16 protein-coding genes are annotated in these 15,514 nt (G+C 66.9%); 8 read left to right on the top strand and 8 right to left on the bottom strand.

Annotation, left to right across the window (positions count from 1 at the left end; all coding sequences use genetic code 11):
• The first annotated feature begins 44 nt into the window (after positions 1-44).
• A complete protein-coding gene (locus SLQ33_RS14280) occupies positions 45-578 on the top strand; it encodes a hypothetical protein (RefSeq protein ID WP_319454518.1) in 534 nt (177 codons plus the stop codon).
• Here SLQ33_RS14280 and SLQ33_RS14275 read toward each other — a convergent pair whose 3' ends face one another.
• The gene (locus SLQ33_RS14275; protein ID WP_319454517.1) at positions 579-2,528 is read right to left on the bottom strand and encodes a serine/threonine-protein kinase; all 1,950 of its coding nucleotides are present in this window, start codon (positions 2,526-2,528) and stop codon (positions 579-581) included. It lies immediately after the preceding gene.
• 77 nt (positions 2,529-2,605) lie between these two features.
• On the opposite strand from SLQ33_RS14275, the gene SLQ33_RS14270 reads away from it, so the two are divergent.
• On the top strand, positions 2,606-4,666 hold the full coding sequence (locus SLQ33_RS14270) for a M13 family metallopeptidase (RefSeq protein ID WP_319454516.1): 2,061 nt from the start codon (positions 2,606-2,608) through the stop codon (positions 4,664-4,666).
• Here SLQ33_RS14270 and SLQ33_RS14265 read toward each other — a convergent pair.
• The 3 genes from SLQ33_RS14265 to SLQ33_RS14255 all read right to left on the bottom strand — a co-directional run bounded on the left by SLQ33_RS14265 (position 4,653) and on the right by SLQ33_RS14255 (position 6,809).
• Positions 4,653-5,552, bottom strand: coding sequence for an alpha/beta hydrolase (locus SLQ33_RS14265; protein ID WP_319454515.1), 900 nt, complete (start codon positions 5,550-5,552; stop codon positions 4,653-4,655). The two genes, SLQ33_RS14270 and SLQ33_RS14265, sit on opposite strands and share 14 nt — an antisense overlap.
• 65 nt (positions 5,553-5,617) lie before the next feature.
• The gene (locus SLQ33_RS14260) at positions 5,618-5,908 is read right to left on the bottom strand and encodes a hypothetical protein (RefSeq protein ID WP_319454514.1); all 291 of its coding nucleotides are present in this window, start codon (positions 5,906-5,908) and stop codon (positions 5,618-5,620) included.
• Positions 5,909-6,035: 127 nt separating this feature from the next.
• Positions 6,036-6,809 (bottom strand): DUF427 domain-containing protein, encoded by a 774-nt coding sequence (locus SLQ33_RS14255; protein WP_319454742.1) that lies wholly within the window; start codon positions 6,807-6,809, stop codon positions 6,036-6,038.
• Between the two features lie 313 nt (positions 6,810-7,122).
• Between SLQ33_RS14255 and SLQ33_RS14250 the strand changes: the two genes are divergently transcribed.
• The 4 genes from SLQ33_RS14250 to SLQ33_RS14235 all read left to right on the top strand — a co-directional run bounded on the left by SLQ33_RS14250 (position 7,123) and on the right by SLQ33_RS14235 (position 10,511).
• Positions 7,123-7,377 carry a hypothetical protein gene (locus SLQ33_RS14250; protein WP_319454513.1) on the top strand — a complete coding sequence of 85 codons (255 nt, stop codon included), beginning with the start codon at positions 7,123-7,125 and terminating at the stop codon, positions 7,375-7,377.
• Positions 7,378-7,421: 44 nt separating this feature from the next.
• Positions 7,422-8,054 carry a DUF3060 domain-containing protein gene (locus SLQ33_RS14245; RefSeq protein ID WP_319454512.1) on the top strand — a complete coding sequence of 211 codons (633 nt, stop codon included), beginning with the start codon at positions 7,422-7,424 and terminating at the stop codon, positions 8,052-8,054.
• 132 nt (positions 8,055-8,186) lie between these two features.
• Positions 8,187-8,954, top strand: a complete 768-nt coding sequence (locus SLQ33_RS14240) for a DUF3060 domain-containing protein (RefSeq protein WP_319454511.1) — start codon at positions 8,187-8,189, stop codon at positions 8,952-8,954.
• A 531-nt stretch (positions 8,955-9,485) separates the two neighbouring features.
• The gene (locus SLQ33_RS14235; protein ID WP_319454510.1) at positions 9,486-10,511 is read left to right on the top strand and encodes a YncE family protein; all 1,026 of its coding nucleotides are present in this window, start codon (positions 9,486-9,488) and stop codon (positions 10,509-10,511) included.
• 4 nt (positions 10,512-10,515) lie between these two features.
• On the opposite strand, the gene SLQ33_RS14230 is transcribed toward SLQ33_RS14235, so the two are convergent.
• Together SLQ33_RS14230 and SLQ33_RS14225 are read right to left on the bottom strand one after the other, a co-directional pair.
• A complete protein-coding gene (locus tag SLQ33_RS14230) occupies positions 10,516-11,202 on the bottom strand; it encodes a response regulator (RefSeq protein ID WP_319454509.1) in 687 nt (228 codons plus the stop codon).
• Positions 11,199-12,761, bottom strand: a complete 1,563-nt coding sequence (locus SLQ33_RS14225; RefSeq protein WP_319454508.1) for an ATP-binding protein — start codon at positions 12,759-12,761, stop codon at positions 11,199-11,201. The genes SLQ33_RS14230 and SLQ33_RS14225 overlap by 4 nt, the downstream gene beginning before the upstream one ends.
• Before the next feature lie 102 nt (positions 12,762-12,863).
• On the opposite strand from SLQ33_RS14225, the gene SLQ33_RS14220 reads away from it, so the two are divergent.
• On the top strand, positions 12,864-14,234 hold the full coding sequence (locus SLQ33_RS14220; RefSeq protein ID WP_319454507.1) for a cation:dicarboxylate symporter family transporter: 1,371 nt from the start codon (positions 12,864-12,866) through the stop codon (positions 14,232-14,234).
• A 178-nt stretch (positions 14,235-14,412) separates the two neighbouring features.
• A complete protein-coding gene (locus tag SLQ33_RS14215) occupies positions 14,413-14,727 on the top strand; it encodes a hypothetical protein (protein WP_319454506.1) in 315 nt (104 codons plus the stop codon).
• Between the two features lie 6 nt (positions 14,728-14,733).
• On the opposite strand, the gene SLQ33_RS14210 is transcribed toward SLQ33_RS14215, so the two are convergent.
• Entirely contained in the window at positions 14,734-15,045 is a 312-nt protein-coding gene (locus tag SLQ33_RS14210) for a hypothetical protein (RefSeq protein WP_319454505.1), read from the bottom strand.
• Positions 15,046-15,125: 80 nt separating this feature from the next.
• Positions 15,126-15,419: a hypothetical protein gene (locus SLQ33_RS14205; RefSeq protein WP_319454504.1), complete on the bottom strand. Its 294-nt coding sequence runs from the start codon at positions 15,417-15,419 to the stop codon at positions 15,126-15,128.
• Positions 15,420-15,514: the final 95 nt, after the last annotated feature.

Genomic DNA, 15,514 nt, shown 5'->3' with positions numbered 1-15,514 from the left:
GTCGATCCCGCCGCCAGTTCGGTTCAGACTCTTAGACTCCGCCGATGAGTAGCACCAAGAAGGCACGTGCAGAGTTGCAGCGGTTCTACACGTTGACCGATCAGTTGAGGGTTCAGCTGCACGTGCTCGACGACGCGGTGCCAGGCGTGCGCGTCGAGATCAGCGAAGCTACGCCGCTGAGCGGCAACGACTCCGGTGACATCATGGCCATTGCGTTCCTCGTACAGATGCAGGCGAGCAAGTCCGCGCAAGAAGACCTACGCGCGGTCATGGAGCAGGTCAAGGCGATCTCGGCACAGAAGAAGAAGGTCAGGGCCGCGCTCAAACAGCGGCCGGACCGCGGGCTCGACCCGTTGTCGGTCGCCTCGCTGATGTCGGCGGTCACGGCGAAGGCCGAGACGTCGCGCGTCATCGACGAGCTCAAGGCCGACCTTGACTCCATGAGCGAGCTGGGCGAAATGGAAAGCCTGCGGCTTCAGATGGCCATGGACCGGATGAGCAAGATGATGAGTACGCTGTCGAACATCTTGAAGAAGATCTCCTGCACCGCAAGCCAAATCACTCAGAACATGAAGTAGCTAGTCGCCGGTGCGCTCGAAGGCGTCGACGAAGTCACCGCCACCGGTGCACGCGCCTCCGGCCGCGACGGTCTGGGTACCGCGCCCGGTGAGCAGCGGGATCGGATCCGCTAGCTGTTCGGGAACCGGATACTCCGCGGTGATGGTGATCTGCGCCGTACCGCCGGCCGAGCAGTTCGTCATGCCCACTTCCTTGCGCGTCCACTTGCCGTCGTCGAAGACCATCGTCACGACTCCGTGGGGTGCGTGGAACAAGCTCATGCACCGATCGACGTCGCGAAGGCAGTCCGTACGGACGGTGAGATCGCCTTGTCCGGGGATGACGTTGCCGTTCGTGAAGGTGGTCGACTCGCGGTAGCTGCCGTGCAGCGCTTCGGCGGCGGATACCGACCGCGGCGGCAGCACGGCAGGGTCGGGAACCTTGTCGAGGTCGACGTCGCCCGTGCGGGTGAACTTCACGGTTCGCTTGGCCGAGCAGGCGCCGTCGGTCGAGGCCCTCGTGGTTTCGCCGGAGAGGCTGCCGTTCGGGCCCGGTTTCAGCGCGTACACCACCCAGTATTCGGCGGGGCCGTTCGTGCACTGCGCCGAGGCGAGGGAAACTGCCACCCACGTCCCGCTCAGCTGGTCGAACGTCGCGTTCGACACCAGCGTGATCCCGCTACCACCGATGATCGCCGCCGTCGCCACGCAACCACCGGAGCCGCACGTCGAGCGCACGCCCCACGTTGCGGTCGTCGCTGGTGCGCCCGCGACCGGATTGCCTTCGAGGTCGGTGCCCGGGCCATAGTCGGCCCGGTAGGTGCCGGTGAATTGACTCCCATTCGCTGTGTCGGGGGACGACGGCGGCGTGGTCGTCGGGTCGCGGTGTCCGGTGAGCGTCACCGCCGCGAAGATGCCTCCGGCGACGACGAGCAACGCGACGGCGGCGAGGGCGCCGATCAGGACACCGCGGCTCCTCCGTCGTGGGGGTGGTGCGGGCGGCGGGTGCGGAACGAAGCCGGGGTACTGCGGGGGTGGAGGAGGCGGCGCGTACGTCGGGAAGTGCGGCGGCGGCGCACCCGGGGGCGGTGTCAGGCCGCGATTGGGTTGGTAGGCCTGAGTCCGCTGTGGGGAGGCCGGCACGGGCGGCCGTATCGTCGGGTTGGTGATGGCTTGCCTTGCGGCAGTGGCCATTTCGACGGTTGTCTGGTAGCGCTCGTCGGGTTGCTTGGCCAGACCGTTGGCGATCACCTCGTCCAGGGCCGTCGGGACGGTGTTGCGCTCCTCGGAGGGCTTGGGCGGCGGCATCACCATGTGCGCCACCGCGACTTGTTCCAGCGTGGTGCCGGGGAAGGGCAGTTCGCCGGTGAGGCACTGGTAGAGCACACAGGCCAGGGCGTAGACGTCGCAGCCGGGACCGATTGCGCCCGCGCCGAACCGTTCGGGGGCCATGTAGGCCCACGTGCCGATGGTCGAGCCCTCCGACGTCAAGCCGGTGTCGTCGGTGGAGCGGGCGATGCCGAAGTCGATGAGGTAGGCGAAGTCGTTGTCGGCGACCAAGATGTTGGACGGCTTGACGTCGCGGTGCACCAGCCCGACCCGGTGGGCACTGTGCAATGCGGACGCGATCTGCTCGACGACGTGTACCGCGCGATCGGCGGGCAAGGGTCCGGCGTCGAGCAGCGTTTGCAGGTCGACTCCGTCGACGAGCCGCATCGTGACGTACAGCCGGCCGTCGACCTCGCCGACGTCGTGGATCGGCACGACGTGCGGTTCGTCGAGCCGTGCGGCGGCGCGGGCCTCGCGGCGGAAGCGTTGTTCGAAGGCGGGGTCCTGCGCATAGTGGGGGAGCAGCATCTTGATGGCCACGACGCGGTCGATGGTGGTGTCATGCGCGCGCCACACCTCGCCCATGCCACCGCGACCCAGCAGCTCGAGCAACTGGTAGCGGCCGAACGGCGTCCCCTCCACCGGGCTCACCATATCGGCCAATCGCTGCGTGGGGCGGAGGATATGCTCCGCGAGGGTCGGTCCCCCGGGAGTCAACAATGCGTGTATTGGGTCGGGCGCTCGCTGCCGGACTGGCGACGGGCTTGGTGTTGTCGGGGTGTGCGACGCCCTCGCCACCTGTCGAGCCGCCCAAACCGAGGTACGGCGCGTGGGGCATCGACATGACGGGCATGGACAAGTCCGTCAACCCCGGCGACGACTTCTTCGGCTACGTCGTTGGGTCGTGGGAGAAGTCGGCGCAGATCCGTCCAGACAGGACGTGTACGGGGGTCGACCTCGACATCCAGGACCAACTGGACGCCGACCTGACGTCGGTCGTCGAGTCGGCGTCGGCGGAGCACGCGCCGAAGGGCGACATCTCGCAGAAGATCGGGGACTTGTACTCGTCGTACATGGACGAGAAGGACCTCGACGCGCGAGGCCTCGAACCGGTCAAGCCGTTCCTCACCGCCATCGATGGTGCCGTCGACCGCGCAGGCATGACCGATGTGATGTTGTCGTTCAACAGGATGCGTACGTCGGTGGACGACCCCTTCTCTGCGGGTATCACCATCGATCCGAACGACCCCACTCGCTACATCGTCGCCATCGATCAGGGGGGACTGTCGCTTGGCGAGCGCGACTACTACCTGAAGCAGGACCCCGATTCGATTGCGTTGCGGGAGAAGTTCGTCGCGCACGTCGAGAAGATGCTCAGCCTTGCGGGCTATCAGGACGCGCCCGCGCAAGCCGAACGAATCCTCGCGCTCGAAACCGCACTGGCACAGGTGCAGCGGACACAAGAGGAGTCCCGCGACGTCGAGAAGTCCAACAACATCATGCCTCGCGCCGAGGTCGAAAAGCTCGCTGTTGGAGCGCCACTCAAGGAGATGTTCGACGCGCTGGGGTTCCCGGCCGACATCGACGTGCAAGTCGGTGCGCCGGACGTCCTGACGAAGACGGCGCAGCTCTTCGCCACCCAACCCGTGGAATCCTGGAAGTCGTATCAGCGCTACCACGTGTTGGCCTCCTACGGAGCTCAACTGTCAAAACCCTTCTCCGAGGAGCTATTCGACTTCTCCGGCCGCGTCGTGGCAGGCCAGGAACAGCGCTCGCCCCGCGAGGAGCGCGGCGTTTCCGCCGTCAGCAATGCGCTGGGCGACGCCGTGGGCGAACGCTATGCCGAGGCGCACTTCACGCAGGCCACCAAGGATCAGGCGTTGACGCTCGTCGAGAACTTGCGCCGCGCATACGCGGCGCGGATCGACGATGCCGAGTGGATGACCCCCGAGACCAAGGAGCAGGCGCAGGCGAAGCTCACCGCGATGGTGGCCAAGATCGGCTATCCGGACAAGTGGGAGACCTACGACGACCTCGACATCGTGCCCGACGACCTGTTCGCGAACAAGAGGAGCATCGAGCAGTGGGCCTCCGAGGACTCACTGGACAGGTTGGGCAAGCCCGTCGACCGGGCCGAGTGGGGTACGACCCCGCAGACCAACAACGCCTTCTACGCGGCCCGGTTCAATGACATCACCTTTCCCGCAGGCATCCTGCAGCCGCCCTACTTCGACGCCGCAGCCGACTCGGCCGCCAACTACGGCGCCATCGGAGCGACCATCGGTCACGAGATGAGCCACGCCTTCGACGACCAAGGCCGAAAGGTCGACTCGACGGGCACGATGCGCGACTGGTGGAAGCCGGCCGACGAGCAGCGGTACGAAGCGGAGGCGGACAAGCTCACCGCGCAGTTCGACGCCTACGAGCCGCTGCCCGGCATGCACGTCAACGGCGCCCTGACGCTCGGCGAGAACATCGCCGACCTCGCCGGCCTACGCATCGCCTATGACGCCTACAAGTTGTCGCTCGACGGCAAGGAGGCGCCGGTCATCGACGGGCTCACCGGCGACCAGCGTTTCTTCCTCGCCTATGCCGCCAGCTGGAAGGGGTTGTGCCGCCCCGAAATACAGCGGATTCTCTTGCAAAGCGACGTCCACAGCCCGGCGAAGTATCGCGTCAACGGAATCGTCCGCAACATGGACGAGTGGTACGACGCGTTCGACATCAAGGAGGGCGACGCGCTCTACCTTAGGCCCGAGGACCGCATCAGGGTCTGGTAGCCGATTCTGGCGACTCCGAGCGCAGCAGCGCCTCGAACAGTTCGTCGAAGTGCAGGTGCGCCACGAAGTGGCCGCCGGGCCGCAGGTAGCGGGTGGCGCCGGGAATGCGTTGCGCCAGTTCGTCTCCCCAGTTGCTCGGGACGAGTTCGTCCTCCAGGCCCGACCAGACGTCGACCGGCACCCGAAGGTCCTCGGGTGCGAACCCCCATGGCAGCATCCAGGTTCGGTAGTCGTCCACGACGCCGGATGCGCGTCGTAACCCCTCATACGAGGTGTGCGAAAATGCTGCGAACCCTTCGGTTTTCAGGACCGCCGCATCGGCCTTGCCGAGTTCCATTGCGACCAATCGACCGTTTAGCGTGGGTGCCGACCGGGCCATCAACGCCATCGTTCGGAAGCACAGCCGGGCGACGGCCGGCGCCCGCTGCGACAGCCGCGTGTACGCGCGGTCGAAGAACGGCAGTTCGGCGAACCGTCCGGGTTCCGTCAGCGGCAGGGCCCCTGCGACGATTGCGACTCGAATCACCCGTGACGGCATCGCGTGACCGAGCGCGGCGGCGTACTGGCCGCCCATCGACCATCCCATCGCCGCGAAGCGGTCGACTCCAAGCTGATCGAGCAGATCGGCGACGTCGTCGGCCCAGCCCAGCATCGAGCGTCCGGACAGGGGATCGGAGAGCCCGATCCCAGGCCGGTCGGGTGAGATCAGTCGGACCCCCGCCCGTTCGGCGAAGGGTGCGGCCGCGGCCACGTCGAGCCGGCCCACCAGGCCGCCGTGGGCACTGACGACGACGCGGCCGTCGGGCCGCCCGTACTCGGCGTAACCCAGTGCCCGCCCATCGCGCAACTGCACGACGTGATCGTCGACGCCCCGATGTTCGGTCATCGCCTCAGCTTCGCAGGGTGATGGCGCCGATTGGCCCGAACGAGCACCTGAGCCGGTGCGCACGCTCAGCGGCGCGAGCAGTTCACCGTCACCGTGATCGTGCGCTTGAAGACGACCTCGATGAGGTCGTCGCCGATGCGCTGGAACCGCTTCTGTTCCCGGGGGTTGCGGATGTCGGTCACCTCGCACTCGTCCAGCGGTGCGCTGCCGATCCGGTTGACCTTGACGTCGAAGCCCTGAGCCTCGAGTTGAGCGATGTCGAGGTCGGCGGCGGCGAATGCCGGGGCCGCGGGCGCGAGCAGCGCTCCGATGGCGGCGGCGCCGATGACGATCGTCGAGCGGATGGACTTCTTCATGGTGGACTCCTCGTGCGAGAGCCTGGCGGCTCGCTTTTGTCGATGAGTCGATGTTGTCGCAGCGAGGCGGTCCGAACTTGGAGGCTTCGTGGAGATCTGCGGGAGATTGCAGGTAGAAGCGGTTCCGTCAGCTGAATTGGGTCTTCGGCCGCGCCAGTGGGGTGCCGTCGACGATGATGTCGAGTTTCTCGTTGTAGAACGCCACCAGGCTCGCGATCGGCGCGACGGCAGGCAGCGGATAGTGATACGTCCACGCCAGGTCGGGGTGCAGTGCGTCACCCGCCCGCACCGACCAGTAGCCCGACGTCACGCCCTTGTACGGGCACAGCGTCTGCGTGTCGCTCGGCTCGAGGTGTTCGAAGGCGACGTCGGATGCGTCGAGGTAATACCTTGTCGGCAAACCGGTTTCGAAGAGCAAAACGGGGCAGCTGGTGTCGGCCAGCACCACTCCGTCGAGCTCGACCGTGACCCGCCGGTGCGAGCGCAGCGCGTCGACCCTCGAATACGGGTTGCGGGGATGGCCGTAGATCGGCTCATCCTCCTCGAACCAGGTCAGCGCGGCCCACTCGAACCGCACCAGCCCCGCCACCGGGCCGTCGCCGTCGTCGAACACCCGCGCCGCCGACTCGTGCGTCTGCCCGGCGCCCACCAACGAGTACGTCCGCGACGGTCCGAATTGCACCTTCTGCGGATGGTTCTCGTCGAGTAGGTGCTCGGAGCGGACGTCGGCGAGGGGCACGTAGTACTGCGGGTAGTACGGCATCTCCCACACGTAGCGCGCCGACGTGGTGTCGAAGACCAACTCGTTGCCAAGGAAGCCGCGAACCCGCCGCGGCGCAGGCTCGACCCGCCCACGGACGGCAGGCGGCTGCGGGTAGTCACGCTCCGGATCGGTGTCCATGCCTTCTTCATAGGCCGACGGAAGCGATTGCGCCAGGGTGGCGTCGCGGGTGCTCTTCACCGGCGGCGGGAAGATCGTCGAGGATGCCGCCCCCACTGAGCTCTTCGAGACCCCAAACATCCACGCCTACAGGAGTTTCTGTCCAAGGTGCGGTAGCGCGCAGGGTGGCCCGTGCATCAAGATCGTCCGACACGAAGTGGTTTGCTCGAGCGAAACGGCTGGCCTCTGGCGGCGACGGTTGGCAAGATGGACCCATCCCCACCGCGTTCAGCAGGAGGCATGCCTTGGCCGACTCCGACCAATTCGCCGCGTCATGAAGCACCGTCCCGAGTACTTTCTCGAGCGCGGCATGGTCGTTGAGTGCGAGGACATGGGCGCGTGCGAAGTCGCCCGCCGAGACGGCCGTCACCTGGCCGAGTGGCTGGTCACGTTGTCGTGTGAATGCATCCTCGCGTTCTGTCAGAAGGCCACCGATCAGGTCAGGGCACTGACGGACATCCACAAGTGCCCTCGCTGCATGACGCGGGACGTGACCGTCGCGCAGGTCAGTCCGCTTCCGACGCTGTAGCTCGATTCCGTCGCACCGTCCTGCCGTTGTGGGACCATCGGCACATGGAGTCGAAGGACGATCCAGAAGCCCGCATCCGGGAACTGGAGCGCTCCCTGACCGAGCAGGCCCGCACGTCCGAGTTGGGCGGTAAGGGCTACGAACCCGGCGGGGGTCAGTACGGGTACGTCGCCCCGCCGCCGGTGTCCTACGGGCCGACGTATCCGCCGCCGGCAACGTCCTTCGGCTCGGCCTACCCGCCGGTGTCGGGGTCCTACGGCGGCCTGCAGTACACCATCTCCGGCACGGGACGTCGCCTCGGGTGGATGATGTTCGCGATCACGACGGTCGTCGGGATCGCCATTGCAGGCAGCTTGTTCCTCGCCTTCGACAAGACGGGCTTCATGGGTCCGCAGGGGCTAACCGTCTCGTCGGGTGGCAACGTCAGCGTGTCGGGCTCGAACGAGACGCAGACCGTCGTGTGCGACGGCGGCGGCGACGTCAGCGTCAGCGGCTTCACCAACACGGTCACGATCACTGGGCATTGCGCCGACCTCGCGGTGTCGGGCTTCGAGAACAAGGTGGTCGTCGATTCGTCCGACGAGATCACCGCCTCTGGCTTCGGCAATACGGTGACGTATCACTTCGGAGAGCCCCGCATCAACAAGTCCGGCGACAGCGTCGTGTCGCACGGCTGAACTGCGAAACACGGTGTAGCGCAAGCTCTTACCGTCTGTGCTGGTGCCCAGCTGGGGGACAGGCGCACCGGCATCGGCGGCGATTTCGTCGCTAGGCATGGCAAAGCCTCGTCGATGTGGGACCATCTGCGCATGGACTCGAAGGACGACCCGGAGGCCCGTATCCGGGAACTGGAGCGATCCCTGAACGACCAGGCCCGCACGTCCGAGTTGGGGGGCGGAAGCACCGAACTCGGGACGGGTTCGCCCGACGCCGGATCGGGGCAATACGGCTACATTCCGCCGCCGCCCGGCGGTTCGACGTACCCGCTGCCCCCTCCGCCGCCACCGCCCGGGTCGTACGACCAGAGCTACGCGCCGCCGCCCGGCGGGTATGGGAGCTATCCGCCACCGGCGTCGTTTGGTGGTCCCTTCAATCCGACCGTGAAGAAGTCCGGCTTTCCGACCGGGTGGATCTTGGCCATCGTCGCCCTTGTCGTCCTGGTGCCGGCGATCGGTGGGCTGTATGCAGTCTTCGCCGTGAGGAACACGATTAGCAGCATCCCGTCGTTCTCGCCCCCGAGCTTCCCGTCGCTCTCCCCGGGCACCATCGGCGAGGAAGCGCCGACGGCATCGTCGATCCCAACCATCGCCGCCGGGGGCTCGGTCAGCGTCTCGGGCTCCGGTGGTTCGAAGACATTGGTCTGCGACGGCGGGGCGGTGACCGTCAGCGGCTTCTCCAACGTCATCGAGATCACGGGCAACTGCTCACTGGTCTCCGTATCGGGTGTCCAGAACAAGATCACCGTGGACTCGGCGGACGCCATCACCGCCTCCGGCGTCAACAACTCCGTCATCTATCACTCCGGCTCCCCGCAGGTGGACAACGGGGGTAACGGCAACACCGTCGATCAGGGCTGAGGGATTTCGGCGCGCTTTCGCCCGGTGAGCGTCCGTGCGCGCGCCGAAATCGCGAGCGCGACGCGCCTGCGCAAGCTGAACGATGGGTAAACGGCAAAGTCTCGCCGTGTCCGCGGGCTCGGACGCTGAGACATCGTTGGCCTCAACTGTCACAGCCGTCAGTTTCGCCGCAGAACGGCGGAAGTTTGCTGTCGTGTCGCCGTGTGATTTAGCGCTCACTTTCGCGGCGAAGCCTAAGAGCCCAGGTTTCGACGGTTCCCGAAGCCACCCGGGTGACTGGTTGCCAAATCCGTCGAAAGTGCAAGGAAAACGCTACGAGACGCATTGCCAACCAAAGATAACGGTCGCATAACGAAGAGTTTCCTAAGTGGGGCCTGAGAGGTTGACAGAAGTGAGGCGTCGGCTTATGCCGAGCGCCCTCGGAGTGTCCGATTCCGTCGCTAGACTCGACGCAGACCGCGCCCCGACTGGGCGACGATAAAACATTTGATCTAGTGCCGGTGCATGCCGCCCGGCGGAGGTGCCAAGACCATGGCTAATACGATCGCGCGCACACACGGCGTGACGGTGGATACGCAAGACGTGTCCCTGCTGCATTCCACGACCCTCGGGCGGGGCCCGATCTCGGACATCGCCGTCGACGGCGGCTCGCTCGTCGTCACCAACTTCGGCGACAACACGCTCGCGGTCCTGGATGCCGAGTCGCTCGCCGTTCGCGGCGGCGTCGCCACGGGCCAGCCGTTCGCCGTCGCAGTCTCCGACGCGCGCGCCTTCGTGGCCGTGTCGTCGGCCAGCGACGATGCCGTCACCGTCATCGACACCGACAGCGGCAAGATCGTCGCCGCCTACCCGATGTCGGGCAACGTCACCGCGATTGCCGCCAACATCGACGGCAAGCGCGTGTACGCGGCCCGGGCCGGGCGTGACGGCGTGGACGTCGCCGTCATCGACGTCATCGCCGAGCGCGTCGCCACCATCGAGGTCGCGAGCACCCCGGACGCCACCATCGACGCACTGCGCGTCGACGCCGCGGGCCGCAGGCTGTTCATCGCCACGTCGGACTCGGTGAGCAGCCGCGTCATCGTGGTCGACGTCGAGTCGGGCCACGTGCGTCGCAGCATCGAACTCGGTGCCCCCATCCGCGGGCTGGAACTGGGCTTCGACAGCACCGCCTACGCACTGACCTCCAACATCGACGACCGTGGCGTGCTGCACGTGCTCGACCTGGTCGGCAACCGCGTGTACGCCACCGTCAGCGTCGGCGCCGCACCGATGCAGCTCGCGCTCAGCCCCGACGGCACCCGGGCCTTCGTCGTCGACTACGACCAGGTCCACGTCGTCTGCACCGAGACCAGGACCGTCGTCGGCTCCGTCTCGGTGGGCGCTCGCCCGTCGTGCGTCGCCGTCAGCCCCGAGCGGCTCTACATCGCCGACTACGCGGGCAGCGTCACCGCATATGCGGTCACAGCGCGCGCGCCGATGCTCTACGCGCAGTTCGTCGCGGCCAACCCGGTTGTCGCTCAGCCGGTTCGGGAACTGCAGCCGGTCGGAGTCTGACCTTTCAGCGCCACTGGTAGCGCGTCTTCGGGCGGCCCTTGCCGTAGTCGGTGTGCCGCGTGACGACGCCCTCGTCGGCGAGTCGTTCCAAGTAGCGCCACGCGGTGACACGCGACACCCCAACGTGTTTGGCGACCTCGTCGGCCGTCGCGCCATCGGCCCGATCGCGCACGGTCCGAGCGATGTCGTCGTTCGTCTGCGGTGCGGCGCCCTTGGGTGAGGCCGACTTGTCGGTGGCAACCCGCAACTCGGCGAGCGCCCTGTCCACCTCGGCCTGACTGGCAGCGTCGACGCCCGCGGGCAGCGCCAATCGGTAACGCCGATAGCGCTCCAATCGGTCGCGAAAGGCCGCGAACGTGAACGGCTTCAGCAGATAGGCCAGCGCACCGTGGGCAACGGCGGCCCGCACCATCTCCAGGTCGCGTTCCGACGTGATGGCGATGATGTCCGGGGCGGGACGCAGCCCGGCCAGCGCCGACGCCAACGCGATCCCGCTGGCGTCGGGCAGCCCGAGGTCGAGCAGCACGAGTTCGATCGGGGTGTCCGACGCGGAGGCCTCCGTTGCGAGCTGCATGGCGTCGCGTGCGGTGTGGGCCACCGCGGCGTTCGAAAAGCCTTCCAGCCGAGCCAGATACGTGCTGTGTGCCTGCGCGATCAGGGGATCGTCTTCGACGATGAGCACGGATATCACGACGCGGCCGCCCTCGGCACGGTGACCGTGACGACCGAGCCGTAGGTCACGTCCGCGGTCAACTCGCCGTCGTGACGCCGCACCACCTGAGCGATCAACGCGAGGCCGAGCCCGTGCTGCTCGGCGTCGGCCCCGGACTTCGTCGAGTAGCCGCGCTGCATGGCGCGGGCGAACGCGTCCGCATCCATGCCTGCGCCACTGTCGGCGACCCGGATCAGCAGTGCCCTGTCGTCCAGACCCACCGTCACCTCGACCCACGGATCGTCGCGGTCGCACGCATCCATCCCGTTGTCGATCAGATTGCCCAGCACGGTGACGAGCTCCTGCGCGGACAGCGGCACTTGCTCTGCAGCGGAAGGCAACTGGGTGTCCTCGGTGACACTCAGCGCGATGCCGCGTTCGTCGGCCTGGGCGGTCTTGCCGATCAACAGGGCGACTAATGCGGGTTCGCCGACGTCCGCGGACAGCCGGTCCACCAGGCGCTGAGACAGGGCCAGTTCCTCGGTCGCAAACTCGACCGCATCCTGAGGTCGGCCGAGCTCCACCATCGTGATCACCGTGTGCAGCTTGTTCGCGGCCTCGTGCGCCTGCGCGCGCAGTGAGTCGGCCAGCACGTGCAACGAGCTCAATTCGCCTAGTGCGCCCTGCAATTCGGTGCGATCGCGAATCGTCACCACCTCGGAATGCGCCGACCCCTCCACCTTCGACCGGTTCACCACCAGCACGCGCTCGTCGGTCACGTGGAGCTCGTCGCGCGCGCCGGGCTCGTAGCTGCGCAGGAACTTCGGCAGGTCCGACGACGTGATGTCGGTGGCAGGCAATGCCAGCAAGCGGCGGGCCTCGTCGTTGGCCAGCACCACCCGGTCACCGTCGAGCACGACGAGCCCCTCGGACACCGAATGCAGGATCGCGTCGTGGTGCTCGTACATCACCCGTAGTTCATCGGGGCGAAGCCCGTGGGTCTGGCGCAGCAGGCGACGGCGGATGGCCCACACACCGAGCATCGAAACGGCAAGCGCCCCAAGCCCGACGGTCGCGATGGCAGGCCACGTGTCGCGCCAGCGTTGCGCCAGCGTCTGCTGCGTGATGCCAGCGGCCACGAGGCCGACCACCGTCCCCGCCTCGTTGCGCACCGGCACGATGGCCCGCATCGAGGGGCCGAGCGTGCCGGTGTACACCTCGGTGAAGGTCTCGCCGCGCAGCGCCGGATCGATGGTGCCAAGGTAGTGGCCGCCGATCTGCGTCGGATCGGTGTGGGTGAAGCGGGTGCCGTCGGGCGCCATGATCGTGATGAACGCGATGTTGGTGTTGGTGCGCACGGCCTCCGTGACGGGCTGCAGGATCTCGGTGGCCCGGCCGGAGCCGATCGCGGCGGCGGTCGACGGTGAGTCGGCCAGCGCCGTGGCGATGCTGACGACCTGCTGACGGGCGGCGTCGTCGGCGTCGCGGCGCGCGTCGAGCAGAGCCAGGGCGCTGCCCACCACGACCACCACTGCGATCACCGCGACCTGCAGGGCGATCGCCTGGCCAGCCAGCGAGCGCGGCCACCAGCTACGCATCGCACCTCCGCCGTGAACGTAATGAACTAAAGCGTGACCTGGGTCACTTCTGAGAACACCATCCTTGCAGACCACAATCCGCTCGCGACTCGGAGGAATCCCATGGCCAACAAACTCGATACGTCGGCACCGCCGGCGAAGCGGGACAGAACCCACTGGCTGTACATCGCCGTCATCGTCGCCGTCGTCGCTGGTGTCGTCGTCGGCCTGCTTGCCCCCGACGTCGGCAAGAGCGTCGGGGTGCTCGGCACGATGTTCGTGAGCCTGATCAAGATGATGATCGCGCCGGTCATCTTCTGCACGATCGTGTTGGGCATCGGATCGGTACGCAAGGCGGCCACCGTCGGCAAGGTCGGCGGGCTGGCCTTCCTCTACTTCCTGGTGATGTCCACATTCGCGCTGGCGATTGGCCTGGTGGTCGGCAACCTGATTCACCCAGGCAGCGGCATGCACCTGACGGAGAAAACCGCGGGTAAGGGTGCCGAACTCGCCGAAACCGCCCACGAAGCGGGCGGACTGCTGGAGTTCGTGAAGGGCATCATCCCGGACACGCTGTTCTCCGCGCTGACGGCGGGCAGCGTGCTTCAGGCGCTGTTCGTCGCGCTGCTCGTCGGGTTCGCGCTGCAGGGCATGGGCAGGGCGGGCGAGCCGGCGTTGCGGGCGATCGCGTCGCTGCAGAAGCTGGTGTTCAAGGTCCTGGTGATGATCCTGTGGCTCGCCCCGATCGGTGCGTTCGGTGCCATCGCGAACGTCGTCGGCCAGACCGGCTGGACCGCGGTCACGCAACTGCTCGGGCTGATGCTCGCCTTCTACCTGACCTGCATCGTGTTCGTGTTCGGCGTGCTGGGCGTCATCCTGCGGGTGGTCTCCGGAGTGTCGATCTTCAAGCTGGTGCGCTACCTGGCCCGCGAGTACCTCCTGATCGTGTCCACGTCGTCCTCGGAATCCGCCTTGCCGCGCCTGATCGCCAAGATGGAGCACCTGGGCGTCGAGCGCACGACGGTTGGCGTGGTGGTGCCGACCGGGTACTCGTTCAACCTCGACGGCACCGCGATCTACCTGACCATGGCGTCGCTGTTCATCGCCGGTGCGATGGGTGACCCGCTGTCGTTGACCGAGCAGATCGGTCTGCTGGTGTTCATGATCGTCGCCTCCAAGGGTGCCGCCGGCGTCACCGGCGCCGGCCTGGCGACGCTCGCGGGCGGGCTGCAGAGCCACCGCCCGGACCTGCTCGACGGCGTCGGCCTGATCGTGGGCATCGACCGGTTCATGTCGGAAGCCCGTGCGCTGACCAACTTCTCGGGCAACGCGGTGGCCACCATCCTGGTCGGATCGTGGACTCACACCATCGACAAGGACAGGGTCGACGCCGTGCTCAGCGGCGACGCTCCGTTCGACGAATTGACCATGCTCGATGACGAAGACGACCGCGTCGAAGAGCCCGTGCAGGAGCGCATCCCTGCACCGGCGTAGGGCGCGGAGATGAAGGACCCGGCCAGCCCTCCCCCCCCGACTGGCCGGGTCCTTTCATGTCGGCCCCCGCGTGAATTGAACCGAACCGCAGCCCAGCTCGTTTCCTCTATGACGGCCCAACCGGCCACCGAGCGGGCGTGCCGCGACATCGCACCCCGGAACGACATGGAGGTGCATGATGCGCGCAGCATTACTGACTTTGATCGCCGTGGCCGCCGCGGCGTGCGGATTGATCCTCGCCCCAGCGGGTTTGGCTTCCGCCGGATCCAACGAGGCCATCGTCACCATTGGCCAGCTGGAAGCTTCCGGCTACGACGTCCGCGTCGATCGCATTGGGAGCGCGCCACTTTCGGAGTGCGAAGTGACCAGCGTGCGCAACCCGCAGGAGCAGACCAGGCTCATCCGGGTGGATGGACGCAAGGGCCGCGACCGCTTCATCGAGGTGGTGGTGAACCGGACCATCACCGTGTCACTGGACTGCTCCAGCAGGTAACCGTGCTCAGCGCGAGCAGTTGAGCGAGACCGACACCGTCTGACTGGTGGTCTGCGGGACCAGGATTCGGTCACCGCCGAGCCCGGGGCCGACGTACGGCACGAGCTGCGACACGGTCTGCGGATTGCGCACGCTGGTCACCGTGCACTTGTCGATGGATCCGGTGCCGATCTTGTCGATGGTCACCGTGTAGCCCTGGTCCTGCAGCCGCGAGATCACGTCCTGCGCCGTCTCGTCCGCGCCGGCGAAACCGGCCGGGGCGACTGCCGCTGCGCATACTCCGATGGTCGCCGCTGCAACCGTCCACTTCATGCGCATGGCCGCGCCTCCTGTCGTGTCGCGACCATCATCCCCTAGTTGGCGCGCGGGGGGAACCTTACGGAGTCGGGCGCGGCGGGTCAGCGCGAGCAGTCCAGCGACACCGAGATCGACCGGCCGGTCTCGATCTCGATGATGCGCCACTTGCGATTGCCGTTCGCGTCCTTCTTGCCGTAGTAGTCGCGAATCGTGCGGGTCTGGATCTGCGGGTTGCGCACACTGGTCACCACGCAGTCCTGGATGGGCGCGCTCCCGACTCGGTCGACGTTCACCGTGTACCCGTCGAGCTGCAACTGGTTGATGGTGATCTGGGCGCCCGGGTCGGCGGTGGCGATGCCTGCCGGCACGGTCACCACGCATACTGCTGCGGCCAAAGTGGCCAGTGTGGCTGAAATCAACGATGGACGCATGGGTGGGCGCCCCCTGTCTGGTAAATGGATGTAGTTCGACTGATTTATCGCTGTGGGGG

Source organism: Mycobacterium sp. RTGN6 (genome assembly GCF_033804605.1).
Lineage (GTDB): Bacteria > Actinomycetota > Actinomycetes > Mycobacteriales > Mycobacteriaceae > Mycobacterium.
The sequence above is the reverse complement of the archived record's forward strand: the minus strand, read 5'-3'. Positions and strand labels throughout refer to the sequence as shown.

What these genes read in the sequence shown, in the direction of transcription:
- SLQ33_RS14280 (WP_319454518.1), top strand. Translation starts at nt 45, where the DNA reads ATGAGTAGCACCAAGAAGGCACGTGCAGAGTTGCAGCGGTTCTACACG.
- SLQ33_RS14270 (WP_319454516.1), top strand. Translation starts at nt 2,606, where the DNA reads ATGCGTGTATTGGGTCGGGCGCTCGCTGCCGGACTGGCGACGGGCTTG.
- SLQ33_RS14265 (WP_319454515.1), bottom strand. Translation starts at nt 5,552, where the DNA reads ATGACCGAACATCGGGGCGTCGACGATCACGTCGTGCAGTTGCGCGAT.
- SLQ33_RS14260 (WP_319454514.1), bottom strand. Translation starts at nt 5,908, where the DNA reads ATGAAGAAGTCCATCCGCTCGACGATCGTCATCGGCGCCGCCGCCATC.
- SLQ33_RS14255 (WP_319454742.1), bottom strand. Translation starts at nt 6,809, where the DNA reads ATGGACACCGATCCGGAGCGTGACTACCCGCAGCCGCCTGCCGTCCGT.
- SLQ33_RS14250 (WP_319454513.1), top strand. Translation starts at nt 7,123, where the DNA reads ATGAAGCACCGTCCCGAGTACTTTCTCGAGCGCGGCATGGTCGTTGAG.
- SLQ33_RS14245 (WP_319454512.1), top strand. Translation starts at nt 7,422, where the DNA reads ATGGAGTCGAAGGACGATCCAGAAGCCCGCATCCGGGAACTGGAGCGC.
- SLQ33_RS14240 (WP_319454511.1), top strand. Translation starts at nt 8,187, where the DNA reads ATGGACTCGAAGGACGACCCGGAGGCCCGTATCCGGGAACTGGAGCGA.
- SLQ33_RS14235 (WP_319454510.1), top strand. Translation starts at nt 9,486, where the DNA reads ATGGCTAATACGATCGCGCGCACACACGGCGTGACGGTGGATACGCAA.
- SLQ33_RS14225 (WP_319454508.1), bottom strand. Translation starts at nt 12,761, where the DNA reads ATGCGTAGCTGGTGGCCGCGCTCGCTGGCTGGCCAGGCGATCGCCCTG.
- SLQ33_RS14220 (WP_319454507.1), top strand. Translation starts at nt 12,864, where the DNA reads ATGGCCAACAAACTCGATACGTCGGCACCGCCGGCGAAGCGGGACAGA.
- SLQ33_RS14215 (WP_319454506.1), top strand. Translation starts at nt 14,413, where the DNA reads ATGCGCGCAGCATTACTGACTTTGATCGCCGTGGCCGCCGCGGCGTGC.
- SLQ33_RS14210 (WP_319454505.1), bottom strand. Translation starts at nt 15,045, where the DNA reads ATGCGCATGAAGTGGACGGTTGCAGCGGCGACCATCGGAGTATGCGCA.